The following is a 26,790-nucleotide window of genomic DNA, read 5'->3' on the forward strand; positions in this document are numbered from 1 at the left end:
GCCCGGCGGAGGCGGGGGTTGTCTCGCACGTACGTCAGGGCTGGATCTGGCGGGTGATGGACGGGTCGGTGATCGTGGTGTCGGCGGCCAGGAGGAAGGCCTTGGACAGGATGACCGACAGCATGCCGCCGTCCTGTTCGAACGGCAGGAACACCCGGTCGCCCGAGCCGCTCGGGACGATGCACAGGTAGGCGTCGTTCGGCTCCATCAGGATGTTGCCCGAGCCCAGATGGATCTTGTAGGTGCGCAGGTCGCCCCGGACGCGCAGGAAACGGTCGGTGAGTTCGGCCCGGCCGGCGATGGACAGCCGGGGCAGCAGCCGCGTCAGGGCGTCCCTGCGGACCTGGGCGGTCTCGCTCAGTTCGCCGAAGCCGTAGGACTGCCAGTAGTCGCCGTGCCCCTCGGGGTCCAGGCCCGTGGAGGTGACGCCCACGGCCAGGTCGGCGTCGCGCAACGTCTCGGAGAACGTCAGGGCCGGCACCTCGTGCAGCGGGACCTGTCGTCCGTCGTCGCCGGAGACGAAACGGAGATCGTCGCTCACGCAGATGGAGGCGGTGCCGCCGTACTCGTCGCGTTCGGCGGAATGCATGTCCAGGTGGAACGCCCAGGAGGCGGTCAGGCCGCCGGGAAGGTCTTTGACGGCGTCGCTCTGACCGGACCCTCCGGCCCAGTCCCAGTGGCCCAGCGACATGTCGGTCCAGCCGCGGGCGGTCAGCAGGGCCTTGGCCTGGCCGTACCGGAGCAGGTGGCCGGCGAAGCGCCGGGAGTGGTCGCGGGTCTGTTCCTCGGCGGGGGTGAGCAGGTAGACCTCACGGAAGGCCTGCTTGAACGGCTGGCGCGGGCCGTGTGCGATGAGGTGGTCGCGCCAGGCGCGGACCTCGTCGGCCGGGTGCGAGATCGGATGCCACAGATGGACCGGAGTGTCATCGCGGGGCTGGATGCGGCGGCCGGCGGGGTCGGTGAGCTCCCACGCGCCGTCGACCTTCACCGGAAGGCCGGAAGGGCCCTGCAGGATCTCCCAGATCAGGGCGCGGCCGAAGGAACCGGTGACCGGGTGGTCGAGGTAGAACTCGCACGCCTCGCGCCAGCGCCAGATGCGCTCGGTGGCCAGCGCGCGCTCGACGCGGAAGCGCTCGGCCGACAGCGCCTTCTTCAGCTCCTTGGCGGTCGTCCTGAGCTCGGCCAGCAGCTCCTTGTGCTCGTCGCGGACGGACTTGGGGATGGTCTTGCGTGAGCGGTAGGTGATGGCGCCGTCCAGGGACAGCCGGAAATCGTGCTCGGTGCGGGTGCCGTCGTCGGGGCCCAGCCCGAAGGAGGGGACAGTGCGATCGAGGAGCCGTTCGGGGGACAGCCCCGTCTGCGCGGCCACCGCCCGCAGAGTCTCGGCGACCTTGGACAGGATGCTCTTCTTGCGGACCTTCGCCTGGATGCGGGCGAGTTGTGCGACCACTTCGAGGCCGCCGCGCCGGGCCAGGCAACCGATCGCGGCGTTGGCCACGAGCTCGCTGCGGGAGTTGGCGCCGGAGCCGCCGATGCCCGTGCCGGTCGCCACGGCGACCTCGCCCAGAAGGGCGGGCACCCAGGGCTCGCCGACGTGGTCGAGGGTCCAGATCATGCCCCGCAGCAGCTCGGCGGTGCGCTCGTGGAAGTAGGTGACGACGGTGTGCTCGTAGGTGCCGTACCGGCGCCGCTCGACCGTCTCGCGGTAGGCGGGGACACGGCCGAGCACTTCCCTGACGAGGGTGACGGCTTCGGGGGTGAGCAGGCCGGCGGCCCGTGCCGACCACTTGGGGGCGGGGTTGGCGGCCTGGGCGGTGGTCCAGTGCCGCAGGAGCGGGAGCAGCGCCGGCCCGCCGAGACGACCGGCGTACTCGTCGCGCAGCAGTGCGGCGAAGCCGTCGCCCGCGGGCAGCAGGGAGCGCAAGGCGTCGGCAGGGTCTTCGGTCGGATGCTCGGCGAGCAGGTCGTCCAGCACGCGCTTGGCCTTCCAGCTCGACGCGTACGGCACCTCGTCGAGCTCTCGCTGAGCCTGGCGGAGATGGGGCAGCAGCGGCGCGCGCTCGGACGCCGGCAGGTGTTTGACCGCGGACACCGGGACGCGGTACAGCACGTCGGTCTGCCGTCTGCGCTCTGGCGGGCTGAGCGTCGTGCGCCACAGCAGATCGAGCTCTTGAGCGGTCCAGCGCAGTTTGCGCCGCGCCACGGCCGCCGGCACCGTCTGCACGATGCCCCTGCCGGAGATCGACCGCAGGCACAGCTGCGACCACAGCCCCATGATGCGCCATTCGGCGTCGCCCCAGCCTCTGGCCGATCGTCCCAGCGGGGTGTCGTCGGGAAAGTTGGCGGAGCCGGTGGGCACGTACGTCTCGTCCAGGCGCCGGAACCCCTCCAGCGTGGCCTCGTCGAGCTTGTCCGCCCAGCCGGCGTACTCGGCGGGGAGGTCGTCGAGGACGCCCATGTCAGCCTCCGGCCAGGGGGACGAGCTTGACGAAGGAGACCACCGGGTCGACGGTCAGGTCGATCATCTCGCCGAGGTCGTCGATCTGCCGGTCGCCGGCCAGCAGCAGGTAGCCGTTGCGCGCGAACGCGGCCTCGGCGGCATCGGCCTGCTTCTCCCAGTCGAGCCTGCGGGCGGCGGGCATGCGGTAGCCGTTCAGCTCCGACTCGGCGTCGGTCGGCCTGACCAGGCCGCGGAAGTGCTGGGAGGGGGCGGCGTTGTGGCGGGCCACCTCTTCGCGGACGCGGAGCCGCACCAGCTCACGGGCCGAGATGCGCTCGGGCAGGCCCGGAAGCGAGAACTCCTCCAACGGCCGCCCTGTCGCCGTCTCATCGCGAAACACCACTAACGCCATCGAACGCTCCGCTCCCTGGTGAACATCGGATGCCGAATCTGTAGCAGCGCCGAACGACAGAATCGGCCCGTGCGCGCGTCGGCCGTGAGGATGGTGCGCGTGTCGTCCATGAGCGCGTAGCGCGCCGGCCGCGGCACGCAGGCTTGTGACGCGGTTCACAAGCAGGGGCGAAATAACCGGGGACGTTCTCCCCGTTTGCACGTAGGTCTGATAAACGGGGATTCTGCCCCCGGTTCGGGGTGGCAGAAGGACGGAAGGGGGCACCGCCGTGGGCAGCACGACCGCCGAGCGGAGCCACGCGCATCGGCTGCGGGCGGACGCGTCACGCAACCGCGAGCGCATCGTGGCGGCCGCGCGTGAGGCGTTCGTGGAGCACGGCGCCGAGGTGACCTTCGACCAGATCGCGCGGCGGGCCGGGGTGGGCAACGCCACGATCTACCGGCACTTCGCCGACCGTCCCGAACTCATCCGCCAGGTGACGCTGGAGGTCATGACCCGCGCCGTGAAGCTCGCCGAGACGGCGCTCGCCGAGGAACCGGACGCGTTCGAGGCGCTGCGGCGCTTCGTGCACGGCGCGGCCGAGGAGCGAATTGGGGCCCTGTGTCCGATTCTCTCCGACGGTTGTGAGAGGATCGCCTCGGCGTTGGCCGAAGAACGCGTCCGCCTCGAACGGGCCGTGGAAGCCATCGTCGACCGGGCGCGCGGCTCGGGCCTCCTGCGCCCGGACGTGACCCCCACGGACATCCTGATCGCACTCCTCCAGCTGACCCGTCCGCTGCCGGCCTCCAGGTGCCTGAACCTCGACAGGTTCGTCGGCCGCCATCTGGAGCTCTTTCTCGACGGCCTCCGCGCTCCGGCGCGCTCTGTCCTGCCGGGAGCCGGTGCGACCTTCGAGGACCTCAACCGGCCGCCGGCCACGGCGACGCCGACCGCCTGAGATCCCCGCCCCCGCGGCGGATCGCCACCTGTCTCCCACCTGTTTCCCTCCTGTCTTCCCTGTCTCCAACCTGCCGATTCGGCGACCTCGCACCGTAAGTGAGTTAACGCATGCCTGAAACAGCCCAGGTCCAGCCGGACCCGCGGCGCTGGAAAGCCCTCGGATTCATCGCCATAGCCCAGCTGATGGTCGTGCTCGACGCGACGATCGTGAACATCGCCCTGCCCTCCGCGCAGCTGGATCTCCATATCTCCGACGGCGACCGCCAGTGGGTCATCACGTTGTACGCCCTGGCGTTCGGCGGACTGCTCCTGTTCGGCGGCCGTGTCGCCGACCTGTGGGGCCGCAGGCGCGCCTTCATGACCGGCCTGATCGGCTTCGCACTGGCCTCCGCGATCGGCGGCGCGGCCGTCAACGAGGCGATGCTCCTCGGCGCCCGCGCGCTGCAGGGGGCGTTCGGCGCGCTGCTGGCGCCCGCCGCGCTGTCGCTGCTCGCGGTGATGTTCACCGAGGCGCACGAGCGGGCCAAGGCGTTCGGCATCTACGGCGCCATCGCGGGCGGCGGCAGCGCCGTCGGCCTGATCCTCGGCGGCTTCCTCACCGAGTACCTCGATTGGCGCTGGACGTTCTACGTCAACATCCCCTTCGCCGTCCTCGCCGTCATCGGCGCCGTCATGGTGATCCGCGAGCCCGCCGGCGCCCACAACGGGCGCGGCCTGGACATTCCCGGCGTCGTGCTGGCCACCCTCGGCCTGGTGTCCCTGGTCTACGGCTTCACCCGCGCCGAGTCCGACGGCTGGGGCGCGAACGTGACGATCGGCCTGTTCGTCGCGGCCGCCGTGCTCCTGGTCGCCTTCGTGCTGGTCGAGAGCAAGGTGCGGGCGCCGCTGCTCCCGCTGCGCGTGGTGACCGACCGCAACCGCGGCGGCGTGTACCTGTCGCTGGGGCTCGCCATCATCGCGATGTTCGGCCTGTTCCTGTTTCTGACCTACTACCTGCAGGTCGTCAAGGGGTACTCGCCGGTGCGGACGGGCTTCGCCTTCCTCCCGATGGTCGCGGGCATGGTCACCGGCTCGACGCAGATCGGCGCCCGCCTGATGACCCGCGTCCCGCCTCGGCTGCTGATGGCGCCGGGATTCCTGCTCGCCGCGGTCGGCATGCTCATCCTCACCCAGATGCAGACCGGCAGCTCCTACGTCGGCCTGGTGCTGCCGGCGCAGATCCTGCTGGGCCTCGGCATGGGCACGGCGTTCATGCCGGCGATGAGCCTGGCCACCTTCGGGGTCCAGCCGCGCGACGCCGGTGTGGCCTCCGCGATGGTCAACACCTCCCAGCAGGTCGGCGGCGCCATCGGCACCGCCCTGCTGAACACCATCGCCGCCAGCGCCGTCACCGACTGGGTCACCTCGCACGCCGCGCAGGCGCGGTCGCTGGGCAAGGCCGCCTTCGCCAACGAGGCGGCGGTGCACGGCTACGCCACCGCGATCTGGTGGGCGGTGGGCATCCTGGTGCTGGCCGCGCTCATCGTGATCACCCTGGTCGACAGCGGCCACCAGGGACGGCGGCCCGCCGCCGCGTCCGGCGAGGGCGGGCACGAGGACGCGCCGTCGATGCCGGTGCTCGCGCACTGACCTTCGCCGGTGCCGGTGCACTGAACCGTAGTCGCACAGGAAGGCCACTCCCGGTCATCGGGAGTGGCCTTCGTGGTTCCACCGGACCCGGCCCGCGGAAAACCGGCGTCAGGGGATGTGGCCGCCGGGGCGGACGGGCGGGGCGGGCGTGGTGCGCGGGCGGACGACGGCGCGGTACACGTGCGCCAGGGTGACGGCGCCCGAGCCCGCCAGGAGTGCGGCCGGGATGAGGTAGAACAGCGTGGACGCACCGAGGTCGAACGGCGGCAGCCCGGCGGCGGTGCGCGTGAGCGCGACCGCGAACAGCGACGCGTACCCGGCGACGGCCGCCGCGACCAGGCGCACCTGCCGGCTCGGGCTCGCCCCAGAGAGCCCGAGCAGCCAGGCGAGCACCATGAACAGCTGGATGGCGTGCATGGGAACGGCGTGGGCGTACTTCATCGCCCCGGCGAGGCCGTACGTGGTCATCGACTCGGTGAGCAGGTCGGCGCCCCCGTCCAGCAGCGCCTCACCGTGGGAGATCATCCAGAAGCCGACGCCCTGCGCGGCCAGCAGCGCCACCAGCCCCGCCCTGATCGCCCATGCCATCGGCGCGGGCGCCGTCGTGCGGGTGAAGGACATGACCGTCATGACGGCCATGACGAGGATGGTGACGCCGATGGTGATCCCCGCGGCCGTGAACAGCGCGCCGTCCAGGGGGTTCATCCCGTTGAAGTGCGAGGGGACGCCGCGGGCGTGCTGCACGCTCACCCAGGTCACCTCCACGGTGGTCGAGGCGCACAGCAGGATGCTCAGCAGCCGGCCGATCCACCGGCGCACCGGCAGGTACGCGGCGACCGCGCCGAGCGTGAGGGTGGTCATGCCGAACGACAGGCCGAAGGTCACGGGCTTGCGCCAGGACAGCGGGCCGGATGCCGAACCGCCGGTCACGGCCCAGACGCCCGCCTGCGCCAGCCCCGCCGCGAACAGCGCCGCGCCGGTGAGGTACATCAGCCGCCGGTCGGCGGGCGCCCATGTGCTCCGCGCCGAGGTCGCGGGCCTTTCCAGTGTGCGGGCGGGGACCAGGTGGGAGATCGCGCTGGACATCGGGCCTCCTTGACAGGTGCGGCGCCGGCGCGGACGCCGAGGACACCAGGACCGTAGGCCGCGGCCCCGCCGCCCCGGATCCCCCGCGCTCGCCAACTTCCGGCTCCCCCGCGCCGGGGAGCATCCCGCCGTCCTCCCTCTCCGGAGGGACGGGGAACGCGGCGAGAAGCGCCCGCCGATCCCTCTGGCGGGGGAGTTCCGCGGAGGCCGCGACGACGGATACTGGGCGGCATGGGAACCGGCCGATCAACCAGCCCCGTGGCATGGGTCAAGGCGCACCCGTCCGCGGCGGACGCGGTGCTCGCCGGGACGCTCGCGGCCGTCTCGCTGCTCGCGCTCGCTCTGAAGACGCGGGCCGAGCACCTGCCGTCGCCGGGCCTGGCCGCGGTGGCGCTGGTGCTGCTGATCAACGTGCCGCTGGCCTGGCGGCGGCGCGAGCCGTTCTGGGCCAACCTGGCGGCCGGCGCGGCGTCGGGGGTGTACGGGGCGACACCGCTGCCCGACCTGGTCACCTCGATGCCGCTGGGCGCTCTGGTCGCCATGTACAGCATGGCCGCGTGGTGCGAGGACCGCCGCAGGTCGGTGGCCGTCGGCCTGCTCAGCGGCGTCGGCGTCGTGGTCGTCGCCGTGTACCCGGCGACCGACAGCGACGTGCTGGACCTTGCCTTCGGCGCGCTGTCGCTGGGCAGCGCCTGGGTTCTCGGCGACAGCGCCAGAATCCGCCGCGCGTACACCGCCGGGCTGGAGGCGCGTGCCGCCTGGCTGGCACGCGAGCAGGACCTGGAAGCGCGGCGGGCGGTGACCGCCGAGCGGGCCCGCATCGCGCGCGAGCTGCACGACGTGGTCGCCCACCACGTCAGCATGATGGTGGTGCAGGCCGAGGCCGGCCCCGTCGCCGCCGAGCGCGACGGGGCCGCGGCGGGGCGGGCGTTCGACACGATCTCCGGCATCGGACGGCAGGCGCTGGCCGAGATGCGCCGCCTGCTCGGCGTGCTGCGCGAGGAGACCGGCGACGATGACGCCGGCCTCGCCCCGCAGCCCGGCGTGGCCCAGCTGCCCGGCCTGGTCGAGCAGGTACGCCGCGCGGGGCTGGAGGCGGTGCTGGAGATCGAGGGCGAGCCCGTTCCGCTGCCGGCCGGAGTGGACCTGTCGGCCTACCGCATCGTCCAGGAGGCGCTGACCAACGTGCTCAAGCACGTCGGGCCGGCACGCGCGCGCGTCATGCTGCGCTACGACGACCACGAGCTCCGCGTCGAGATCCACGACGCCGGCTCCGGCGATCAGGGTTGGGACGCGCCCGCCCTGGAGTTCCCACTGGACCGGCTCGGTGTGATGGCGGCGGAGGATGCACTGAACCGGCGCGAGGGGCCGGTGCCGGACGCCTTGCCGCAGCCGGGCGGCGCGGGCCGTCCGGGCGACGGGTCACGTGGTCACGGCCTGGTCGGCATGCGGGAGCGGGCGCAGCTGTTCGGCGGCGAGCTGACCGCGGGGCCCGCCCCGGACGGAGGCTTCACCGTGGCGGCGCGGCTGCCGATCGGCGGGCGGCGATGAGCATCAAGATCGTGGTGGCGGACGACCAGGAGCTGGTGCGGGCCGGCTTCCACATGATCCTGGACGCGCAGCCGGACATGGAGGTGATCGCGGAGGCGGCCGACGGCGCCGAGGCGGTCGCGGCCGCCCGCCGGCTCCGCCCCGACGTGGTGCTGATGGACATCCGGATGCCGAGGATGGACGGGCTTGAGGCGACCCGCCGGCTCGCCGGGCCCGGGGTGGCGTACCCGGTGAAGGTGCTGATGCTCACGACGTTCGACCTCGACGACTACGTGTACGAGGCGCTGAGGGCGGGGGCGAGCGGCTTCCTGCTCAAGGACCTGCGCCGGGACGACCTGGTCAACGCCGTACGAGTCGTCGCGGCCGGCGAGGCGCTGCTCGCCCCCTCGGTCACCAGGCGGCTCATCGGCGAGTTCGCCCGCCGCCCGCGCCCGCAGGAGAAGGCCCCCGACGCCCTGGGGACCCTCACCGCCAGAGAGCGCGAGGTGCTCCAGCTCATGGCCCGCGGCCGGTCGAACGCCGAGATCGCGGCCGGTCTGGTGATCGGCGAGCAGACGGTGAAGACCCACGTGAGCAACATCCTGGCCAAGCTGTACCTGCGCGACCGGATCCACGCGGTGATCCTCGCCTACGAGAGCGGCCTGATCGAGCCGGGAACCTCCTGACACGGGCCGGTTCGCGGGCGAGCACACCCGCGCGCGCGACGCCGGCCGGGCGGCGGGCGTCGCGCGACCTGGTCGCGAGGTCAGCCGTCCCTCGTCGCCCGGCGTCCTCGTGTCGTGTCGCGGGGTGGGCCGTCCCTCATCGCGCGGCGTCCTCGGGTGGTCTGGAGGCGATGATGACGGTGGCGGAGAGCTCCTCGGACGTGGCGACCCGAGGGAGCAGTCCTTCCCGGGTCACGGTCTCGACGGCGTGCGCCGCCTGGCGTTCGCTGGTCTCGAACAGCAGGTGGCCGCCCGGAGCGAGCCAGCGCGGCGCCTCGGCGGCGACCCTCCGCAGCACCTCCAGCCCGTCCGCGCCGCCGTCGAGCGCCACCCGTGCCTCGTGCAGGCGGGCCTCCGGGGGGAGCAGCTCGATCTGGCCGGTCGGAACGTAGGGCACGTTGGCCAGCAGGACGTCCACCCGGCCGCGCAGCGTGACGGGGAGGGGCGTATAGAGATCGCCTTCGTACACCCGGCCGCCGCAGGAGAGCCGGCCCGCCACGGCGGCGACGTTGCGGCGGGCGCAGGCCAGAGCTGCGGGGTCGATGTCGGCCGCGTGCAGTTCGACGGGGGCCCGCATCACGGCCAGCGCCGCGCCAAGCGCGCCCGAGCCGCAGCACAGGTCAAGGACGACCGACCCCGGCCCGGTGAGGGCGGCGGCCTGGTGGACGAGGAACTCGCTGCGGCGTCGGGGGACGAAGACGCCGTGGTCCACGTCCACCCGCAGGCCGCAGAACTCCGCCCAGCCGAGGACGTGCTCCAGAGGCAAGCCGGAGGCGCGCCGTTCCACCATGGAGGCGAGTTCGGCGGCGGAGGGCGCGGTGGACAGGATCAGCGACGCCTCGTCCTCGGCGAACACGCACCCCGCCGCGCGAAGTCTGTCAACGACGGCCGACATCGTCGGCGACGGGGAGGCGGGGGGAGACGCGGAGGGGAGCGGAGCGAAGGGAGGGGGCGGTGGTGAAGCCGACATGAGAGCCTTTCGGGATGCCTCGCGGGGCTCCCTCGGCCACCTAAGCCATGCGGATCGCGCGGCCGCTAGCAGGGAGCACCCAACCTGGTACAGCGGTAATGGGTCTCACCTCCTCGGTCCGTCCACTGCTGGGACGGCACCACTATATGCGCCATTCCACGCCCGCCGTCGCCGAGTATCGCGACAGACCCGTAACGACCCTTCGGCCGCTGCTCTTCGACCTCAGCTCTCCGGTCGTCCGCCGGCGCACGGCGGTCGCGTGAAGGGGTGATACTTCGGTCGGAGGGCGGGTGGCCGGACGGGTACGTTGGTCGCGGCGGAGAATACCGATGGCCGATCCGCCGCCGCCGTGCCGGCGCCTAGCGTCGCCCCATGCTCACCGTCGCTCCAAGGCCCGTCGCGCGGATGCCCATCGCACCAACGTCCATCGTGCGGGCGTCCATCGCACCAACGTCCATCGTGCGGGCGTCCATCGCGCCAACGTCCATCGGGCGGACGTTCATCGCACCGACGTTCATCGCACCGACGTTCATCGCGTCCGGCTCCTTCTCTTGTCGGGCCTCGGCCGCATGACCGCCTCCGGGCTGACCGACGCCCGTCGGCTGCGGATGCCGAGACGCGTCGCGCCCGCCGTCGGGCTGTTCTTTCTCGCGCCGCTGGTCGCCGAGTACCTGCTGGGCAACATTCCGCCGTCGGAGCTCGCGGGGCTGTTCGTCCTCGCGCCGATGTACGGGGGCGGGGCGGTCCTGATCAGGGAAGCGGTCCGCCGCGCGGGGCGCGGCTGGCCGGCGATCCTGGTGCTCGGCGCGGCGTACGGCGTGCTGGAGGCCGGGTTGCTGGACCAGTCGCTGTTCAACCCGTCCTTCGACGAGGAGGGGTACGACTTCCAGAGCGTCGCGCACGTCCCGGTGCTCGGCGTCAGCGCCCACTACGCGCTGACCTTCGTCACCGGGCACGCGGTCTGGAGCATCGGCGTGCCCATCGTGCTGATCGAGTCGCTGGTGCCCGCTCGCAGGACCGAGCCGTGGCTGCGCATCCCCGGCCTGGTGGTGACCTGCGTCGTCTTCCTCCTCGGCTGCGCCGTCATCGCCGCCGACCACAGGAAGACCTTCGTGGCGCCGGCGCCGCAGGTGATCGGCGCGTCCGTCGTCGTCGTGGCGCTGATCGCCGTCGCGTTCACCCTCGGACGGCGTCCGGCCCGCGCCGCCGCCGCGCGCCCCGACGCCGGCGCGGCCAACGGGACGAACACGGGCGACGGTACGAACACGGGCGACGGGACGAGCGCGGCCGATGGGATGAGCGCGGGCCACGGCGCGGGTGACGGTGTGCGGCGGGCGCCGCGAGTCTGGTTGGTGGGAGTGGCGGCGTTCGTGGTGGCGGGCCTGTTCGTCTCGCGGCCGGAGAACTGGTGGGGCGTGGCGATCGGCGCCGGCCTGATCGTCGTGACGGCCGTCGCGGTCGCCCGCTGGTCCCGGCGGGCAGGGTGGGGCGCCGGCCACCGGCTCGCGCTGGGCGGCGCGGCGCTGCTGACCTACGCCTGGATCGGCTTCTTCCTGCTGTACCTGGAGGGAAACGCGAACGCGGCGAACCTGCTCGCACAGATGGGCCTCGTGCTGAGCATGCTCGCGCTGCTCGTGCTCGCGGCCGGGCGAGCCGGCCCGGCGCGGCTCACGGCGCGGACGGGGAGGCCGTCGTCGTCGCGGGAGTGAAGCCGGGCAGCAGAGTGGGCAGGACGGTCGCGCCGTGGGGGGTCACGGCGAGTTCGCGGGTGCCCTCGCGCGGTTCGACGTACCCCCGGGCGACGAAGGCGTCCAGCACGGCCTTGCCCAGGACGCCGCCCAGGTGAGGCAGGCGGTGGACGCGGTCCAGGCAGGCCGTGGCGAGCTTGCGGCGTCCGGTGTCCACAGCGGCCGGGTCGACGCCGAGGTCGGCGAGGAAGCCGGCGCCGGGGCCGAGGGTGAGCGCGCTGTCGCGTCCGTCGGGCGGCCGCAGGGCGCCGCGCTCGACGAGCGCGGCGAACAGCGACACGCCGAGCAGCCCGGCGGTGTGGTCGTAGCAGGTGTGCGCGATGTCGTCCGCGTCCCGCGGGCGGCCGGGACGCGCCGCCAGGTCGGCGTGGGCGTACCTGGCCAGCGCGGCGAGCACGTCCGCCATGCCGGGTGAGGCCACCTGGTAGACCGCGTGCCGGCCGGTGTGCTCGACGGTGACGAGTCCGGCGGCGCGCAGGCGGGCGAGGTGGTTGCTCATGCGCGGCGCGGAGACGCCGAGGACGTCGGCGAGCCGGCCGAGCGTGTGGGGGCCCTCGGCGGAGAGAAGCTGCAGCGCGGTGAGCCGCACCGGATCGGCCAGTTCGCGGGCGAGGGAGATGACCGAGCCCAGCACCGGCTCCTGTGCGTCCAGCCAACCGCCCATCGACCTCGCCTCCTCGCTATCAGGCTATCAAGGTTCACGCAGTCCTGAATGGTGGTTGTTCGAGCAGCGGCCATGTCGGTACATTCACTATTAAGCGACTCGTGAAAGGTGGTGGTGACATGGTGGCGGCCCCTGGCAGGCAGGCGGCTCGCGAGGTGACCGGGCTCCGGCGGCTGCTGTGGGGACGGGGCGTCTCGGCGCTGGGCGACGGGCTGTGGTTCACCATCTGGGCGCTGTACTTCACCCGGATCCTGCACCTGCCGCCGGCCCTGGTCGGACTGGCCATGGCGGCGGCCGGGGGCGCGGGCCTGCTGGTGGCGATGCCGCTCGGGGCCATGGCCGACAGGTACGACCCGCGCGCCATCCTGGTCGCCGTGACCGTGCTTCGCGGCGCCGCCATGGCCTCGTACGCGCTGGTGGGCCCGACGTGGGCGTTCATGCTGGTCACGGTCGCCTTCGCGGCGCCCGCGAACGGGGCCTCGGCCGTCCGGACCGTCCTGGTCGCCGCGCTGGTCACCGGCACCGAGGACCGCGTGCGGGAACTCGCCAGGCAGCGGGTCGCCCAGCATGCCGGATACGCCCTCGGCGCCGCCGCGGGCGCGGTGGTGCTGTCGGCCGACCGGCCGTCGGCCTACCTGCTCGCCATCGGCGGCAACGTGGTCAGCTTCGCCGTCCTCGCGGTGCTCACCGCCACCGTCCCGCCGCCGCCGCGCGCGCGGACGGTACGCGAGCGCCCGCCGGGCGTCAGGATCGTTCTGCGCGACCGGCCCTACCTCGCGGTCATCGGCGCCACCTCGCTGCTGTCGCTGTGCTGGGCGATGCTCTCGACGGGGCTGCCGCTGTGGATCGCCGGCTCCACGCACCTGCCGCTCTCGCTGAGCGGCGCCGTGGTGGTGATCAGCTCGGTGGGCATCGCCGCGGCGCAGGTCTTCGTCACCAGGTTCACCGCCACCGCCGTCCAGGCGGCGCGCACCGTCGTCTGGGCGGGTGCGTTTCTGGCCGTGAGCTGCGTGCTGCTGGCCACCACGGCCGGAGGGTCGGGGGCGGCGGCGATCGGGGTGGTGACGCTGGCCGCGCTGTTCCACGTGGCCGGCGAGCTGGGGTACGTCGGCGGGGGCTGGGGCCTGTCGGTGGAGCTGATGCGCGAGGACGCCAAGGGCGCCTACCAGGGCGCCTCCGAGGCGGCGACCGCGACGGTGCAGATGTTCGCGCCCGCCGTGTTCACGCTCGCGCTCACGGGCCTCGCCGCGAGGGGCTGGCTGCTGATGGCCGCCGTCTTCCTCGCCTGCTCCCTGCCCGTCCCGGCCCTCGCCCGCCGGGCCGCCCGCACCCGCTGAGCGCATCCGCTGGGCGGGCGCGCGTCGCATGGTCGAGGGCCGGTCCGGGGCTCGCCGGACCGGTCCTCGGGGGGCGACGGTCAGCCGCAGTGCTCGAAGGGGCTGTCGTATGCGGAGGAGCCCGCCTTGCCGCCCCACTTCACGCAGGTGTCGGCGGCCGAGGCCCGTACGGGGCCCGCGTAGTAGGAGAAGTTGCCCGAGTCGATGATCCGGGACCTGCCCTGGACCTCCAGGTAGGCCGTGGTGGCGGTCGCCGTGCCGACCGACGCGCTCTTGATCGTGGCCACGCAGTTGTACCCGTTGGAGGTGTTGTAGAGCAGGTACACCCTGCCCGACGTGCCGAGGGCGGCCGAGTCGATGACGCCGTAGCCGCTGCCGCAGACCTCCTCCGGCGTGTACGGGTTGTTGCTGCCCGAGCAGTTGCGCGAGGTCACGCTCTGCACGGGGTAGCCGAAGGTGGTGCCGTTGAAGACGGCCTTCTGGATGTTGGCGGGGTAGGAGGTGTCGGTCGTGCGCACCTCGTAGTGCAGGTGGGGCGAGATGTTGTTGCCCGGCTTGCTGGTGTTGCCGACGGCGCCGATCTTCTGGCCCTGCGAGACGTGGACGCCCACGCTCACCGCGCGCGACTCCAGGTGCGCGTAGTACGTCGACCACCCGCCACCGTGGTCGATCTTGACCAGGTTGCCGAACCCGTTGGTCGAGCCCTGGTGGGCCGAGATGACCACCGTGCCGGCCGCGGCGGCGACCACGGTGTCGCCGCGGTCGGCGTCGGCCGTGCCGCCCCGGTTGAAGTCGATCTCCCATGACTGGTGGGCGCTGCTGGCGCTGGAGTTGCCGGTCCACACCTGGTTGCAGGGGAAGGGCATCTGGAAGTTCGGACGGGGGCCGGCGGCGCCGGCGGCCGGTGCCATCGCGACGCCGCCGACCAGGCTGAGCAGCAGCGCGACTCCCGCCGTCGACAATGTTCTGAGCCTCATGCGGATCCTTTCTCACGGTTCCGGCCGGGCCGGTGCCGGGCCCCGCCTGTGCCAGGCCGGTTACGGGGTACTCGGGAGAAACTCCGACGGGCCGGCCCGGGCCCTTCGCTTCGCGTACAGCGTCCGGATAAGCCGTATAAGAAACGTCCAAAACGGATACAAAGAGATCCAGAGCTTTGAGTGACTCACCGGTAAAGCCGCGTGCAAAGTCGCAAAGGAGCAGACGGGCATGATGACTGATCGGCCCACATTCAGCGTTCTCGGACCTTTGGACGTCCGGCTCGGCGGGCGGCCCGTGCGACTCGGCGGCGCCAAGCCGCGGATGCTGCTGGCCACCCTGCTGCTCCATGCCAACCGGGTGGTGGGCACGAGCCATCTGGTCGAGGTGCTCTGGCCGGACCGGCGGCCGCGCTCGGCCGTGGAGAACCTGCGGACCTACGTCAGCTCCCTGCGGTCCGGCCTCGCCGAAGCCGCGGGGGCCGGGGCGGTCATCCTGGCCCGGCAGTCCGGCTACATGATCGAGCTGTCCGCGGAGGACCTCGACCTGCTTGCCTTCGAGCGGCTCGTCGAGGAGGGCCGCCGGACGGGGGCCGAGGGCCGCACCGCCGAGGCGGTGGACCTGCTGTGCCGGGCGCTGTCCCTGTGGCAGGGCGCCCCGCTGGCGGACCTGCCGGGCAGCCCGTTGTGGGAAAGCCGCCTGTCGCCGCTGGTGGAGACGCGGCTCACGGCGGCGGAGGAGCTGCTGGCCATGCGGGTGTCGCTCGGGCAGTACACCAGCGCGATCGGCGAGCTGCGCGGCCTGCTGGTGGAGCACCCTTTCCGCGAGGGCCTGTGGCGGCAGCTCATGCTGGCCCTGCACTGGAGCGGCCGCCAGGCCGAGGCGCTGCGCGCGTACGCGACGATCCGCGACCGGCTGGTGGAGGAGCTCGGGGTCGAGCCGGGGGCCGAGCTGCGCCGCACCCACGCCGCCGTGCTCGCGGGCGACCCTTCCCCGCCCCCGCGACCGCCGAGCGGACCTCGCGGTGCGCCGGCGGCGGAGGCACGGGGGAATCCGCCGCCGAGTCGTGCGCCCGAGATGTCGGGGGAACCGTCCCTGTGGCGATTACCGCCCGACATTCCCGACTTCACCGGCCGGTCGGACGAGGTGGCGGCGCTGGCCGACGCGCTCGGACCCGGACGGGCGGCGGGTCCGCCGGCGATCACGGTGATCGTCGGCCCGCCGGGCGTCGGCAAGTCCGCGCTGGCGGTGCACTGCGCGCACGCGGCACGGGCCGCTCACCCGGACGGCCAGCTCTATCTCGACCTGGGCGGCACCTCGGCGGCGCCGGCCGACCCCGCCGACCTGCTGGCGGAGGCGCTGCGGGCGCTGGGCGTGACCGAGGGCGCGCTTCCTGCGGGCGTGCGCGAGCGCTCGGCCCTGTACCGGTCGCTGCTGGCCGGACGCAACGTGCTGCTCGTGCTGGACGACGCGGCGAGCGCCGCGCAGGTGCGTCCCCTGCTGCCGGGCAGCGGATGCTCGGTGCTGGTCACCAGCCGCCGCAGGATCACCGCGCTGCCCGGGACGCTCCAGGTGGAGCTCGACGTGCTCACGCCCCCGGAAGCCGGGGAACTGCTCGGCAAGATCGTCGGCCGGGAGCGGCTGGAACGCGAGCCGGACGCGGCGGCGGCCATCGTCCGGTCGTGCGGCCACCTGCCGCTCGCCGTCCGGATCGCCGGCGCGCGCCTGGTCGCGCGCCCCGGGTGGCCGCTGCGCCTGCTGGAGCGCCGGCTGGAGGACGAGGCGCGCAGGCTGAGCGAGCTGCGGGCCGGGGACCTCGCCGTCCGGGCCAGCGTGGACCGCAGCTACCGCCTGCTGCCGGAGGAGGCCGCCCGCGCGTTCCGGATGCTCGGCCTGCTCGGCCCGCGGTCGCTGCCCGCCTGGATCGTGGACGCCGCGCTCGACCGGCACGGCGCCGACGACGTGGTGGACGACCTGGTGGACGCGAACCTGCTGCAACCGGTCGGCGGCGACCCGTCCGGCCAGCCCCGCTACCGGCTGCACGACCTGATCCGCTGCGGCGCCAGGGAGAAGGCCTACGCCGAGCCGGAGGCGCCGGCGCTCGGCCGGGTGGTCGGCGCGTGGCTGGCGGTCGCCGAACGGGCCACCGCGCGGCTGCCGACCACCGTGTTCGGCCTGATGTCGCCCACCGCCACCCGCTGGGAGCCCGACGAGTCCGCCGTCGGCCAGGTCGGCGCCGACCCGCTGTCGTGGTTCGACACCGAGCGGGAGGCGCTGGTGGGGACGGTGCGGCTGGCCGCCGACGCGGGGATGGCCGACTCGGCGTGGGGCCTCGCGGCCTCGCTGGTGCCGTACTTCGACCTGCGCGGGCATTACGACGCCTGGCGGAGCACCCACGAGATCGCGCTGGAGGCGGTGCGCGCCAAGGGCGACCCGCGCGGGGAGGCCGCGCTGCTCCGCGGCCTCGGCCAGGTCCACCTGTACCAGGACGGGTACGCCGAGTCGGCGGAGATGTTCCACCGGTCGTACGTGCTGTTCCGCCGGCTCGGGGACGGCAGGGGCGAGGCGATCGCGATCTGCGGGCTCGGCGCGGTGGACCAGATCCGCGGCCGGCCGCTCAGGGCGCTCAGGCGCTTCCGGCACGCGCTCGGCATGTTCCTCCGCATGGGCGACCCGGCGGGCGAGGCGTACGCGCGGCAGGCGATCGGCAAGGTGTGCCTGGAGTCGGGCGACCTCGCGGCGGCGTCGCGGTGGCTGGACGAGGCGCTGCGGCTCGCCCGCGCCATCGGCGACCGGCACCGCGAGGGGTGCGTGTTCAATCATTTCGGGCGGCTGCACGATCTGGCGGCCGACTTCGACCGGGCGACGCACTTCCAGGACCAGGCGCTGGACATCTTCGAGAGCCTCGGCGACTGCCACTGCGCGGCGTACGCGATGCAGAGCCTCGGCAACCGCCGGGCCGTCCGCGGTGAGCGCGTGCACGCCTCGGCCCAGCTCGAACGCTCACGCACGATCTTCCAGCGGCTCGGCGACCGCAGCGGGGAGGCCAGCGCGACCCGGATGCTCGGTGAACTGCACCGGGCCGCCGGCCGTGCCGACCTGGCCCGCGACTACCTGCACCAGGCGTTCACCCTGCAACGCGAGCTGACCGGGGACGGCGCGCCGTGACGGCGGCCGGTCAGGGGGCGGCGGCGATGGAGACGCCGACGCCGCCGCGGGTGCCGCCGCCATAGCGCCGCTTCTCGCGGGCGATGTCGAGCGGCTTGATGGCGGTGCGCCCGGCGAGCGTCTCCTCGGTGAGCAGGGCGGCGGGCACCAGCCAGGAGACCTCGAACTCGATGCCGTCGGGGTCCTTGGCGTACAGGGCCTTGGTGGTGGAGTGGTCGGAGGCGCCGACCAGGGCGCCGAGCTCGCGCAGCGTCGTCGCGATCTCGTCGAGGTCGTCGAGCGTCTCGACCTCCCAGGCCAGGTGGTACAGGCCGACGGTGGCCCGTCCCGCCTCGGACGGCCCGGCCTGCGAGCCGATCTGGAACAGGCCGAGGTCGTGGTCGTTGCCGGAGGCGGCGGCCTGCAGGAAGGCCGCGCCGGGGAGGCTCATGACCTGGCGGAAGCCGAGCGCCCGCTGGTAGAAGGCGACGCTGCGCTCGACGTCGCGGACGTAGAGGACGGCGTGGTTGAGACGGTGGACCGGCATGCTGCCTCCTAGAGCTTGAACTCTCAACCAATCATATCCAGAATTATTTGACGAAGCAACTATCCCTGCATCAAATATCTTTGACGCGAAGGGGCGCCGGGCGAGGCGAAAGGCGCCGGGCTCAGCGCTGTGGTTCCAGCAGGAAGGCCCCCGGATCGGCGATGATGCGCTGGATGACCTGGCCGGCGGCTCCCAGGGGCGCGGCGTCCGCGCCGACCTGGGAGACCACCACCGCCGGGACGCGGGCGCGCATCTGCCCGAGCCGCCGGTGCAAGGTCGCCTCGGCCGGCCCCGACACCCAGGGGAACAGCGGCGCGAAGATGCCGCCCAGCACGATCGTGTCCGGGTCGAGCAGGTTGACCGCGCTGCTCAGCGCGACGCCGAGCGCCGTCCCCGCCCGCTCGCAGGCGTCCGCGGCGGCCGCGTCGCCGGCCCGCAGCCGGGCCACCAGCGCTGCCATGTCGTCGCCCGGAGGCAGCAGGGCGTCCTGCCCGGCGTACCGTTCGAGGCAGCCGCTGCCGCCGCACCGGCACTGCGGGCCGTCCGGCGAGACCACGACGTGGCCGAGCTCGCCCGCGTACCCGTGCGCCCCCCGGAACAGCGCCCCGTCGACCACCAGGCCGGCGCCGATGCCGATCTCGCCCGACACGTGCAGGAAGTCGCCGAGCGCCGCGCCGGAGCCGAACCACAGCTCGCCGAGGGCGGCGAGGTTGGCCTCGTTGTCCACCAGCACCGGCAGCGGCAGTTCGAGGGTCTGGGTGACCGCCACGTCCCGCCAGCCGAGGTTGGGCGCCCGGTGGACCTTCCCGGCGGACCGTTCGACCGGGCCGGGCAGGGCGACGATGGCCCCGGCGACCGACAGGCCCAGCCTGGCGGCGTCGGCGAGCATGGACGCCGCCAGCGCGCGCAGCCCGGCGATCACCTCCTCGGGCGTCGCGGCCCGGTTGTCCACAGCCTGTGTACGGAGCAGCCGCACCGTCCGGCTGAGGTCCACGACACAGCCGGCCAGGTAGTCGACGTTGATCTCCAGGCCGAGGGCGGCCACGCGGTGCCCGCTGAGCCGGACGGCCACCCCCGGGCGGCCGCGCTCGCCGTCCCCGACGGTGCCGGACTCCACGGCCATGCCCGCGTCGATCAGGTCCGCGACCAGCTTGGACACCGTGGTCTTGGACAGGCCGGTGGCCTCGGCGAGCGCGGCGCGCGTCAGCGGGCCCCGGCGGTCCAGCGCTCCGAGGACCACGGCGAGGTTGCCCGCGCGCATCGCGTCGTGCCGAACGGCCTGTGCCATCAGGGGCTGCCTCCGATTCCGATCACATTTTCCAGTCTGGTCCGGTGAAGTGGCCGGGCGCTCCCTCTTGACCCGGCGCGCTTACGGGCAGAGTATTTAGTCCACAACCTAGACTAAATCGGGAGAGACACACCGTGGACGCGTACACACCGAAGAAGGAAGACAAGTTCACGTTCGGCCTGTGGACGGTGGGATGGCAGGCGCGCGACCCGTTCGGCGACGCCAGCCGCGCGCCGCTCGACCCCGTGACATCGGTGCACCGCCTCGCGGAGCTGGGCGCCTACGGCGTGACCTTCCACGACGACGACCTCCTCGCCACCGAGCCCGACCGCGACAAGGCCGTCCAGAACTTCAAGCAGGCCCTGAGCGAAACCGGTCTCAAGGTTCCCATGGCGACCACGAACCTGTTCACCCACCCCGTCTTCAAGGACGGCGGCTTCACCAGCAACGACCGCGACGTCCGCCGGTACGCGATCCGCAAGGTCATGCGCAACGTCGACCTCGCCGCCGAGCTGGGCGCGACGACCTACGTCTGCTGGGGCGGCCGCGAGGGCTCCGAGTCCGACGGCGCCAAGGACGTGCGGGCCGCGCTCGACCGGTACAAGGAGAGCCTGGACATCCTGTGCCAGTACGTGCTCGACAAGGGGTACGACATCCGCTTCGCGCTGGAGCCCAAGCCCAACGAGCCGCGCGGCGACATCCTGCTGCCGACGATCGGCCACGCGCTGGCGCTGATCAACGAGCTGGAGCACCCCGAGATGGTCGGCCTCAACCCCGAGGTGGGCCACGAGCAGATGGCCGGGCTCAACTTCGTGCACGGCATCGCCCAGGCGCTGTGGCACGGCAAGCTGTTCCACATCGACCTCAACGGCCAGCACGGCCCGAAGTACGACCAGGACCTCGTCTTCGGCCACGGTGACCTCAAGAGCGCGTTCTTCCTGGTCGACCTGCTGGAGAACGGCGGCTACGAGGGCCCGCGCCACTTCGACTACAAGCCGCTGCGCACCGAGGACGCCGAGGACGTGTGGGTCTCGGCCGCCGCCAACATGCGCACCTACCTGATCCTCAAGGAGAAGGCCGCCGCGTTCCGCGCCGACCCCGAGGTGCAGGCCGCCCTCGCCGACTCGCGCGTCACCGAGCTGGCCCAGCCGACCCTGGCCCCCGGCGAGACCTACGAGAACCTGGCCAACGACGACTTCGACATCGACAAGGCGGCCGAGCGCGGCTTCCACTTCACCCGGCTCAACCAGCTCGCGCTCGAGCACCTCCTGGGAGTGCGGGGATGACGCTCGTCGCGGGAGTCGACTCATCGACGCAGAGCTGCAAGGTCGTCATCCGCGACGCCGAGACCGGGGCCCTCGTCCGTGAGGGCAGGGCCCCGCACCCCGCCGGCACCGAGGTGGCCCCCGGCCACTGGTGGGACGCCCTCCAGCAGGCCCTCGCCCAGGCGGGCGGCCTGTCGGACGTGGCGGCGCTGTCGGTCGGCGCCCAGCAGCACGGCATGGTCTGCCTGGACGAGCGGGGCGAGGTCGTCAGGGACGCGCTGCTGTGGAACGACACCCGTTCCGCGCGGGCCGCGGAAGAACTGGTGGCCGAGCTGGGCGGCCCGCGGGCGTGGGCGGAGGCCGTCGGCAGCGTCCCGGTGGCCTCCTTCACCGTGACCAAGCTGCGCTGGATGGCCGAGCACGAGCCGGAGAACGCGGCGCGCACCGCCGCGGTGTGCCTGCCGCACGACTGGCTCACCTGGCGGCTGGCCGGCGCCGCGGGCGTCAACGCGCTCACCACCGACCGCGGTGACGCCTCGGGCACCGGCTACTGGTCGCCCGGCACGGGGTCCTACCGTCCCGACCTGCTCAAGCTCGCGATGGGCCACACCCCCGTGGTGCCGCGCGTGCTGGCTCCCGCGGGCGAGGCCGGGCGGGCCGGCGACGTGGCGCTCGCGCCGGGCACCGGGGACAACATGGCCGCCGCCCTCGGCGTCGGGCTGCTGCCCGGCGACGTGGTGGTGTCCATCGGCACCTCCGGGACGGTGTTCGCCTGCGCGGGCGAGCCGAGCCACGACCCGTCCGGGGCGGTGGCCGGCTTCGCCGACGCGACCGGCCGGTTCCTGCCCCTGGTGTGCACGCTCAACGCCGCCCGGGTGCTCGACGCGGCGGCGCGCATGCTGGGCGTCAGCCTGGCCGAGCTGGACGCCCTCGCCCTGGGGGCGCCCGCCGGCGCGGCCGGGCTCGTCCTGGTGCCGTACCTGGAAGGCGAGCGGACGCCGAACAAGCCGGACGCCACCGGCTCGGTGCACGGGCTGCGGCTGGCCAACTCCACGCCGGCGCACTTCGCGCGGGCCGCCGTGGAGGGAATGCTGTGCGGGCTCGCCGACGGGCTGGACGCGCTGGGCGTCGAGCCGCGGCGCGTCCTGCTGATCGGCGGGGGCGCGCGGTCGCAGGCCGTGCGCGCGATCGCCCCGGCGGTGTTCGGGCGTCCGGTCGTGGTGCCCGAGCCGGGCGAGTACGTCGCCGACGGCGCCGCGCGCCAGGCCGCGTGGCTGCTCAGCGGCGCGGCCGAGCCGCCGCGGTGGCAGGCGGGCGAGCCGGAGGTCTACGAGGCCGACCCGGTCCCCGCGGTCCGTGCCCGGTACGCGGAGGCCGCCGCCGCCGTCTGATCCGGGGCGAAGGCGCCGCAGTTCGACCAGGGCGGGGGCCGCCGCGGCAGCGCGGCGGCCCCCGCGCACCGTGGCCGGCCGGCGTCCCGGAGGCCGGTCGGCGTTGGGGACGCCGGCCGGTCACGGTGACCGCGTCCGGGGGCGGTGACCCTGAGGGACCCCGAGATCGCCTCAGGGGTCGTTCAGGGACGGCACCGGATGTTCGAAACGGCCGGTTCCGGACAGTCTGGAGCCATGCTGAAAAGGCTCTACCCCCTGGCCGCCGGAGCGGGCATGCTCCTCGCGTCGGTCCCGGCCATGCTGGCCGCGGGGCTCACGATGGCGGCCGGCCGCGTCGGCGCCCCCTCGGGCGTCCTCGACGTCACCATCGGCCGCGCCGCCGCGCTGGACCCGGGCGGGCTCACCGAGACGGCGCTGGCGCTCCTCGGCCTCGCCACGCTGGGTCTGCTCGCCGGGATGCGCGCCATGGCCGCCCCTGTGTCGGGCTGGCCTGAGCGGCTGCTGCTGGTGTGGGCCGTGTCGCTGACCGGCGCGGCCGTCGTGCCGTTCGCGGGGGTGGCCGACGCTCTGGTGGCGCTCGCCCTGATCAGCATGGCCGCCGCCACGGCGCTGCTGGCCCGGCGGTTCGGCGAGGACGCGCGGTGGGCGGCGGTGGCCCGGCCGCTGGAGTGGCTCGCCCTGGGCGCGGGCGGCGGCCTCGCCGTGCTGACCTACGTCGCGCTTCCCGGGCACCAGGTGCTGATCGGCTTGGTGGAGTGGTCTCTGCTGGCCGTCGAGGTCGCCGCGCTCGCCTTCTCCGCCGTTGGACTGATGCGCCTCGCCGCGCCCGCGTCGCGGCCGCGGATCGCCACGATCATCGCGATGGCCGCGACGCTGGAAAATCCTACAAGTGGTGCACGAAACACCACCGCGGCGTTAAGCCGACAGTAAACGCAGAAGAGCTTAATTCGCGAAATATCACAGAAGCATCAAGAAAATCAGCCGCCTCAATGCTAGTCTCGTCGCCGATCTTCACCCTCGGCTGCCGGCCCATGACGGCAACCCGCCAAGCGATGAGGTGCCATGGCATCGAGCAGGTCCATAAGATATAAGATCTCCGCTTTGCTCGTGATCCCGCTCCTCTCGCTGACCGCGTTGTGGATCTTCGGGACGAGCGTCACGACGCGGGATTCCCTCAACCTGCTCACCGTCGCCTCGCTGTACGAGGAGATCGGCAAACCCGGCGACCAGCTCACGATCGCGCTCCAGCACGAGCACCTGCTCTCGGCCGAGTACCTCGGCGCACCCTCGGAGAAGACCCAGACCGACCTGCTGCGCCAGCGCCAGCAGTCCGACCTGCTCCGCCAGCGGATGCGCCGGCTGGCACTGGCCGACACCGCGCAGTCCAAGCTCTCGACGCCCGAGATGCGCTCGCGGTTCGCCGACCTGATGGCGGCGGTCGACAGGCTCGACGCCACGCGCGCCTCCGTGGACAGCGGCGCCATGGACCTGGTCACGCTCACCCGCGACTACGCCCAGGTGCCCGACGCCATGCAGAAGCTCATCACCAGCATGACGCTCACCAACGACCTGGCGCTCTACCACCAGTCGCAGAACCTGACCGCGATGGGCTACGCCAAGGACTTCCTCTCGCGCGAACGGGCGCTGGCCGCCGGCGCGCTGATCGAGAACCGCGCGCTGAGCCCCGGCGAGCTGCGGACGTTCTCCGCGCTGGCCACCACGCGCCGCTTCCTGTTCGACCAGGGCATGGCCGAGCTGGACCCGTCCGTGCGCGACCCCTTCACCGCCCTGGCGCGCTCGGAGGACTACCGGCGCTTCTCCACCATGGAGAACGACATCATCATCGGCGACGGCCGGACGTTCTCCCACGAGGCCTGGCGCACCATCACCGACAAGGTGGAGGGCGGCTACCAGGCCACCCTCACCCGCGCGGGCGCGGCGCTCGCGGCGTCCGCGGAACCGGTGGCCATCGGCTCGTTCGTCCGGGCCGGCCTGGCCGGCGCGCTCGGGCTCCTCGCGGTCGTCGCCTCGCTGCTCGTCGCGTTCCGGGTGGGACGCCGGCTGAGCCGGGAGCTCGGCGACCTGCGGGCCTTCGCCGTCGAGCTGGCCACCGTACGGCTGCCGCGCGTCGTCGAGCGGCTGCGGGCCGGAGAGGATGTCGACACCGCCGTCGAGACGCCGCCGCTGACCACCACCGCGACCACCACCGAGGTGCGCGACCTCAGCGAGGCCTTCAGCAGCGTCCAGTGCACCGCCGTACGGGCCGCCGTGGACCAGGCCGGGCTCCGCGACGCCGTCGGCGAGGCGTTCCGCAACCTCGCCCGGCGCAGCCAGTCGCTGCTCCAGCGCCAGCTCAAGCTCCTGGACGGCATGCAGCGGCACGTGGAGGACCCCGAGACGCTGCGCGACCTGTTCCGCGTGGACCACCTCACCACCCGCATGCGCCGGCACGCCGAGAGCCTGGTCATCCTGTCGGGCGCCTCGCCGGGCCGCAGGTTCAGGCAGGAGGTGCCGGTGATGGACGCCCTGCGCGCGGCGGTCGGCGAGGTGGAGGACTACACGCGGGTGCGCGTCCACCCCATGCCCGAGGTCATGATCGTCGGCAACGCGGTCGCCGACGTCATCCACCTGTGCGCGGAGCTGGTCGAGAACGCCACGTCCTTCTCCCCGCCCAACACCGAGATCTCCGTGCACGGCGAACTGGTCGGGCGGGGCTTCGCGATCGAGATCGAGGACCGCGGCCTCGGCATGACCTCCGAGGACCGCGAGGCGCTCAACGAGAAGCTGGCGCGTCCCGCCGACTTCGACCCGGCCGACACCAAGCGCCTCGGCATGTTCGTCGTCGGCCGGCTCGCCGCCCGCCACGATATCCACGTCGAGCTGCGCGGGTCCCCGTATGGCGGGACGACCGTCATCGTCCTGCTCCCCGAACGGCTGATCACGATGCCGGAGCGCCCGGCCGCCACGCCCGTACGGCCGACGCCGCCGCCCGCGCGGACCGCGATGCCGCCCGCCGCGCGCGCCAAGTCCTTCTTCGAGGAGCCGCCCGCGAGCCCGCCCGCGGGCTTGGCCCTGCCCGCCGCCCGGTCCAGGACCCTGCCCACCCGGCCGCCGCGCGCACCCCGGCCGTCGGACACCACGCGGCCGCCCGACGCCCGCGAAGCCCTGGACGCGACCGAGGCCCTGGCCGCCCGCGAAGCCCTGGAGGCGCGCGAAGCCCTGGCCGCCCGTGAAGCCCTGGAGGCCCGAAGAGCGCCGGACGCCTCGGCCGGCCCGGACTCTTTCCGGCCGTTCCAGGCCGCCCGGCCCCCCGAAGGCTCTCAGCCGCCCGAGAGCCTGTGGCCGCCGGTGAGCGCGGGGTCGCCGGACGCCTTCCGGTCGCCCGAGGGTTCCGGGACGCGCGACGCGCAGCCGTCCGGGACGCGCGACGCGCAGCCGTCCGGGACGCGCGACGCGCAGCCGTCCGGGACGCCTTCGAGCCTCCGGCAGCCGTCCGGCAAGGGAGCCCTCCCGCGGCGGGTGCGGCAGGCGAGCCTCGCCCCTCAGCTCAGGTCGCAGAACGGACGTCACGACCCTGCCGCGCGGGCGTCGCATGACGGTTCCCCCGTGCGCGGCCCGGCGCAGCACCGCATCCCCGAACAGGGCCCCACCGGCCCGACCGGTCCCGCCGTTCACGGCCCGGCGGACCACGGCACCGCCGTCCCCGTCCGTGGCCCGGCGGGCGACGGCCTCGGCGCCGACGGCCGGGCGGGACACGGCCTCGACGGCCTCGACGGCCGGGACGGGGGCGGCGGCGCCGATGGCCGGGACGCCACGCCGGCGGCGGCAGCGGAGCGATCCCCCGAGGAGTCCAGGGCTCTTCTCGACTCCCTCCAGCTCGGCTGGCGGCGGGGCAGGGCCGACAACAAGCCAGACGGCGAGGAGGTGTGAGGATGTCGGCAGAGCTGCACTGGCTTCTCGACGACTTCGTGGCCCGGGTGACCGACGTGCGCCATGCGATCATCCTGTCCAACGACGGTCTGCGCGTGGCCGCGTCCAGCAGCCTGGAACGCGAGGACGCCGAACACCTGTCGGCCGTCGCGGCGGGCTTCCAGAGCCTGGCCAAGGGCGCGGGCATGCGTTTCCAGGGCGGCGCGGTGCGCCAGACCATCGTCGAGATGGAGTCGGCCCTGCTCTTCGTCACCTCGGCGGGCAACGGCAGCTGCCTGGCCGTCATCAGCAAGATGCAGGCCGACGCGGGCGTCATCGCCTACGAGATGGCCCGCCTGGTCGCCGGAGTCGGACGGCACCTCACCACGCAGGCGAGGGGCGCCGTGTGATGGACGAGCCCGAGGTGATCGACGACGGGCCGGTGGTGCGGCCGTACGCCCTCGCCAAGGGCAGGACCCCGCCGTCCGCCAAGGCGTTCGACCTGCTGACCCGCGTCGCCGCGACCGGCACGCCGCCGCCCGGCACCGCCGACCTCGGCCCCGAGCACCGCCGGTTGCTCGCCGTCGTCCAGCGGCCGCGCCCCCTGGTCGAGGTCGCCGCCGACATCGACCTCCCGCTCGGCGTGATCCGCCTCCTGCTGGACGACCTGGTGACCCACGGCCTCGTCCTGGCCCGCCCCCCGGCCCCCGGCACGCGCAACCCCCGGGCCGCCATCCTCCAGGAGGTCATCGAGGGTCTCCAGTCCCTGTGACGCCCTTCCGCAGACG

At 73.4% G+C, this 26,790-nt stretch carries 22 protein-coding genes; 13 read left to right on the plus strand and 9 right to left on the minus strand.

Annotation, left to right across the window (positions count from 1 at the left end; genetic code table 11):
• Window positions 1–34: 34 nt before the first annotated feature.
• Both ACZ6QO_RS09560 and ACZ6QO_RS09565 read right to left on the minus strand, forming a co-directional pair.
• Window positions 35–2,458 carry a DUF4132 domain-containing protein gene (locus tag ACZ6QO_RS09560; RefSeq protein ID WP_465849247.1) on the minus strand — a complete coding sequence of 808 codons (2,424 nt, stop codon included), beginning with the start codon at window positions 2,456–2,458 and terminating at the stop codon, window positions 35–37.
• Between the two features lies 1 nt (window position 2,459).
• The gene (locus ACZ6QO_RS09565) at window positions 2,460–2,852 is read right to left on the minus strand and encodes a hypothetical protein (protein ID WP_465849248.1); all 393 of its coding nucleotides are present in this window, start codon (window positions 2,850–2,852) and stop codon (window positions 2,460–2,462) included.
• A gap of 268 nt (window positions 2,853–3,120) precedes the next feature.
• On the opposite strand from ACZ6QO_RS09565, the gene ACZ6QO_RS09570 reads away from it, so the two are divergent.
• Together ACZ6QO_RS09570 and ACZ6QO_RS09575 are read left to right on the plus strand one after the other, a co-directional pair.
• A complete protein-coding gene (locus ACZ6QO_RS09570) occupies window positions 3,121–3,789 on the plus strand; it encodes a TetR/AcrR family transcriptional regulator (RefSeq protein ID WP_465849250.1) in 669 nt (222 codons plus the stop codon).
• Window positions 3,790–3,899: 110 nt separating this feature from the next.
• Window positions 3,900–5,420: an MFS transporter gene (locus ACZ6QO_RS09575; RefSeq protein WP_465849252.1), complete on the plus strand. Its 1,521-nt coding sequence runs from the start codon at window positions 3,900–3,902 to the stop codon at window positions 5,418–5,420.
• A gap of 108 nt (window positions 5,421–5,528) precedes the next feature.
• Here the strand turns inward: ACZ6QO_RS09575 and ACZ6QO_RS09580 are convergent, their stop codons facing one another.
• Complete coding sequence (locus ACZ6QO_RS09580) at window positions 5,529–6,506, minus strand: hypothetical protein (protein WP_465849254.1); 978 nt, start codon at window positions 6,504–6,506, stop codon at window positions 5,529–5,531.
• Window positions 6,507–6,764: 258 nt separating this feature from the next.
• Here ACZ6QO_RS09580 and ACZ6QO_RS09585 point away from each other — a divergent pair, with 258 nt between their 5' ends.
• Window positions 6,765–8,057 carry a sensor histidine kinase gene (locus tag ACZ6QO_RS09585; RefSeq protein WP_465849256.1) on the plus strand — a complete coding sequence of 431 codons (1,293 nt, stop codon included), beginning with the start codon at window positions 6,765–6,767 and terminating at the stop codon, window positions 8,055–8,057.
• The gene (locus tag ACZ6QO_RS09590; protein WP_465849257.1) at window positions 8,054–8,722 is read left to right on the plus strand and encodes a response regulator; all 669 of its coding nucleotides are present in this window, start codon (window positions 8,054–8,056) and stop codon (window positions 8,720–8,722) included. The genes ACZ6QO_RS09585 and ACZ6QO_RS09590 overlap by 4 nt, the downstream gene beginning before the upstream one ends.
• Window positions 8,723–8,858: 136 nt before the next feature.
• On the opposite strand, the gene ACZ6QO_RS09595 is transcribed toward ACZ6QO_RS09590, so the two are convergent.
• The gene (locus tag ACZ6QO_RS09595; RefSeq protein ID WP_465849259.1) at window positions 8,859–9,656 is read right to left on the minus strand and encodes a putative protein N(5)-glutamine methyltransferase; all 798 of its coding nucleotides are present in this window, start codon (window positions 9,654–9,656) and stop codon (window positions 8,859–8,861) included.
• Window positions 9,657–10,090: 434 nt separating this feature from the next.
• Window positions 10,091–10,264 (minus strand): hypothetical protein, encoded by a 174-nt coding sequence (locus ACZ6QO_RS09600; RefSeq protein WP_465849260.1) that lies wholly within the window; start codon window positions 10,262–10,264, stop codon window positions 10,091–10,093.
• Between the two features lie 36 nt (window positions 10,265–10,300).
• On the opposite strand from ACZ6QO_RS09600, the gene ACZ6QO_RS09605 reads away from it, so the two are divergent.
• A complete protein-coding gene (locus ACZ6QO_RS09605) occupies window positions 10,301–11,440 on the plus strand; it encodes a hypothetical protein (RefSeq protein WP_465849262.1) in 1,140 nt (379 codons plus the stop codon).
• On the opposite strand, the gene ACZ6QO_RS09610 is transcribed toward ACZ6QO_RS09605, so the two are convergent.
• Window positions 11,400–12,143, minus strand: a complete 744-nt coding sequence (locus ACZ6QO_RS09610) for an ArsR/SmtB family transcription factor (RefSeq protein WP_465849264.1) — start codon at window positions 12,141–12,143, stop codon at window positions 11,400–11,402. The two genes, ACZ6QO_RS09605 and ACZ6QO_RS09610, sit on opposite strands and share 41 nt — an antisense overlap.
• 119 nt (window positions 12,144–12,262) lie before the next feature.
• Between ACZ6QO_RS09610 and ACZ6QO_RS09615 the strand changes: the two genes are divergently transcribed.
• Window positions 12,263–13,480 (plus strand): MFS transporter, encoded by a 1,218-nt coding sequence (locus tag ACZ6QO_RS09615; RefSeq protein WP_465849266.1) that lies wholly within the window; start codon window positions 12,263–12,265, stop codon window positions 13,478–13,480.
• A gap of 80 nt (window positions 13,481–13,560) precedes the next feature.
• Here ACZ6QO_RS09615 and ACZ6QO_RS09620 read toward each other — a convergent pair whose 3' ends face one another.
• Window positions 13,561–14,457 carry a M23 family metallopeptidase gene (locus tag ACZ6QO_RS09620; protein WP_465849267.1) on the minus strand — a complete coding sequence of 299 codons (897 nt, stop codon included), beginning with the start codon at window positions 14,455–14,457 and terminating at the stop codon, window positions 13,561–13,563.
• A gap of 229 nt (window positions 14,458–14,686) precedes the next feature.
• Between ACZ6QO_RS09620 and ACZ6QO_RS09625 the strand changes: the two genes are divergently transcribed.
• A complete protein-coding gene (locus ACZ6QO_RS09625; RefSeq protein WP_465849269.1) occupies window positions 14,687–17,623 on the plus strand; it encodes an AfsR/SARP family transcriptional regulator in 2,937 nt (978 codons plus the stop codon).
• A 10-nt stretch (window positions 17,624–17,633) separates the two neighbouring features.
• On the opposite strand, the gene ACZ6QO_RS09630 is transcribed toward ACZ6QO_RS09625, so the two are convergent.
• The gene (locus ACZ6QO_RS09630; RefSeq protein ID WP_465849270.1) at window positions 17,634–18,149 is read right to left on the minus strand and encodes a VOC family protein; all 516 of its coding nucleotides are present in this window, start codon (window positions 18,147–18,149) and stop codon (window positions 17,634–17,636) included.
• 121 nt (window positions 18,150–18,270) lie between these two features.
• On the minus strand, window positions 18,271–19,437 hold the full coding sequence (locus tag ACZ6QO_RS09635; RefSeq protein WP_465849272.1) for an ROK family protein: 1,167 nt from the start codon (window positions 19,435–19,437) through the stop codon (window positions 18,271–18,273).
• A gap of 134 nt (window positions 19,438–19,571) precedes the next feature.
• Between ACZ6QO_RS09635 and xylA the strand changes: the two genes are divergently transcribed.
• From xylA to ACZ6QO_RS09665, 6 genes are all read left to right on the plus strand, one after another.
• Entirely contained in the window at window positions 19,572–20,723 is a 1,152-nt protein-coding gene (xylA, locus tag ACZ6QO_RS09640) for a xylose isomerase (protein WP_465849273.1), read from the plus strand.
• Window positions 20,720–22,093 (plus strand): xylulokinase, encoded by a 1,374-nt coding sequence (gene xylB / locus ACZ6QO_RS09645; RefSeq protein WP_465849275.1) that lies wholly within the window; start codon window positions 20,720–20,722, stop codon window positions 22,091–22,093. Before xylA ends, xylB begins: the two co-directional genes overlap by 4 nt.
• Window positions 22,094–22,327: 234 nt before the next feature.
• Entirely contained in the window at window positions 22,328–23,023 is a 696-nt protein-coding gene (locus tag ACZ6QO_RS09650) for a DUF998 domain-containing protein (RefSeq protein ID WP_465849277.1), read from the plus strand.
• Window positions 23,024–23,200: 177 nt separating this feature from the next.
• A complete protein-coding gene (locus ACZ6QO_RS09655; protein ID WP_465849687.1) occupies window positions 23,201–26,023 on the plus strand; it encodes a sensor histidine kinase in 2,823 nt (940 codons plus the stop codon).
• Window positions 26,024–26,025: 2 nt separating this feature from the next.
• Window positions 26,026–26,412 (plus strand): roadblock/LC7 domain-containing protein, encoded by a 387-nt coding sequence (locus ACZ6QO_RS09660; protein WP_465849278.1) that lies wholly within the window; start codon window positions 26,026–26,028, stop codon window positions 26,410–26,412.
• A complete protein-coding gene (locus ACZ6QO_RS09665) occupies window positions 26,412–26,774 on the plus strand; it encodes a DUF742 domain-containing protein (protein WP_465849280.1) in 363 nt (120 codons plus the stop codon). Before ACZ6QO_RS09660 ends, ACZ6QO_RS09665 begins: the two co-directional genes overlap by 1 nt.
• The last annotated feature ends 16 nt before the right edge of the window (window positions 26,775–26,790 follow it).

The sequence above is a fragment of the Sphaerisporangium sp. NPDC049457 genome (assembly GCF_055586705.1).

Bases quoted from the DNA above. Each gene is read 5' to 3' on its own strand.
- ACZ6QO_RS09560 (WP_465849247.1), bottom strand. From the start codon at position 2,458: ATGGGCGTCCTCGACGACCTCCCCGCCGAGTACGCCGGCTGGGCGGAC.
- ACZ6QO_RS09565 (WP_465849248.1), bottom strand. From the start codon at position 2,852: ATGGCGTTAGTGGTGTTTCGCGATGAGACGGCGACAGGGCGGCCGTTG.
- ACZ6QO_RS09575 (WP_465849252.1), top strand. From the start codon at position 3,900: ATGCCTGAAACAGCCCAGGTCCAGCCGGACCCGCGGCGCTGGAAAGCC.
- ACZ6QO_RS09580 (WP_465849254.1), bottom strand. From the start codon at position 6,506: ATGTCCAGCGCGATCTCCCACCTGGTCCCCGCCCGCACACTGGAAAGG.
- ACZ6QO_RS09590 (WP_465849257.1), top strand. From the start codon at position 8,054: ATGAGCATCAAGATCGTGGTGGCGGACGACCAGGAGCTGGTGCGGGCC.
- ACZ6QO_RS09595 (WP_465849259.1), bottom strand. From the start codon at position 9,656: ATGTCGGCCGTCGTTGACAGACTTCGCGCGGCGGGGTGCGTGTTCGCC.
- ACZ6QO_RS09600 (WP_465849260.1), bottom strand. From the start codon at position 10,264: ATGAACGTCGGTGCGATGAACGTCGGTGCGATGAACGTCCGCCCGATG.
- ACZ6QO_RS09605 (WP_465849262.1), top strand. From the start codon at position 10,301: ATGACCGCCTCCGGGCTGACCGACGCCCGTCGGCTGCGGATGCCGAGA.
- ACZ6QO_RS09610 (WP_465849264.1), bottom strand. From the start codon at position 12,143: ATGGGCGGTTGGCTGGACGCACAGGAGCCGGTGCTGGGCTCGGTCATC.
- ACZ6QO_RS09615 (WP_465849266.1), top strand. From the start codon at position 12,263: ATGGTGGCGGCCCCTGGCAGGCAGGCGGCTCGCGAGGTGACCGGGCTC.
- ACZ6QO_RS09620 (WP_465849267.1), bottom strand. From the start codon at position 14,457: ATGAGGCTCAGAACATTGTCGACGGCGGGAGTCGCGCTGCTGCTCAGC.
- ACZ6QO_RS09625 (WP_465849269.1), top strand. From the start codon at position 14,687: ATGATGACTGATCGGCCCACATTCAGCGTTCTCGGACCTTTGGACGTC.
- ACZ6QO_RS09630 (WP_465849270.1), bottom strand. From the start codon at position 18,149: ATGCCGGTCCACCGTCTCAACCACGCCGTCCTCTACGTCCGCGACGTC.
- ACZ6QO_RS09635 (WP_465849272.1), bottom strand. From the start codon at position 19,437: ATGGCACAGGCCGTTCGGCACGACGCGATGCGCGCGGGCAACCTCGCC.
- xylB (WP_465849275.1), top strand. From the start codon at position 20,720: ATGACGCTCGTCGCGGGAGTCGACTCATCGACGCAGAGCTGCAAGGTC.
- ACZ6QO_RS09650 (WP_465849277.1), top strand. From the start codon at position 22,328: ATGCTGAAAAGGCTCTACCCCCTGGCCGCCGGAGCGGGCATGCTCCTC.
- ACZ6QO_RS09660 (WP_465849278.1), top strand. From the start codon at position 26,026: ATGTCGGCAGAGCTGCACTGGCTTCTCGACGACTTCGTGGCCCGGGTG.
- ACZ6QO_RS09665 (WP_465849280.1), top strand. From the start codon at position 26,412: ATGGACGAGCCCGAGGTGATCGACGACGGGCCGGTGGTGCGGCCGTAC.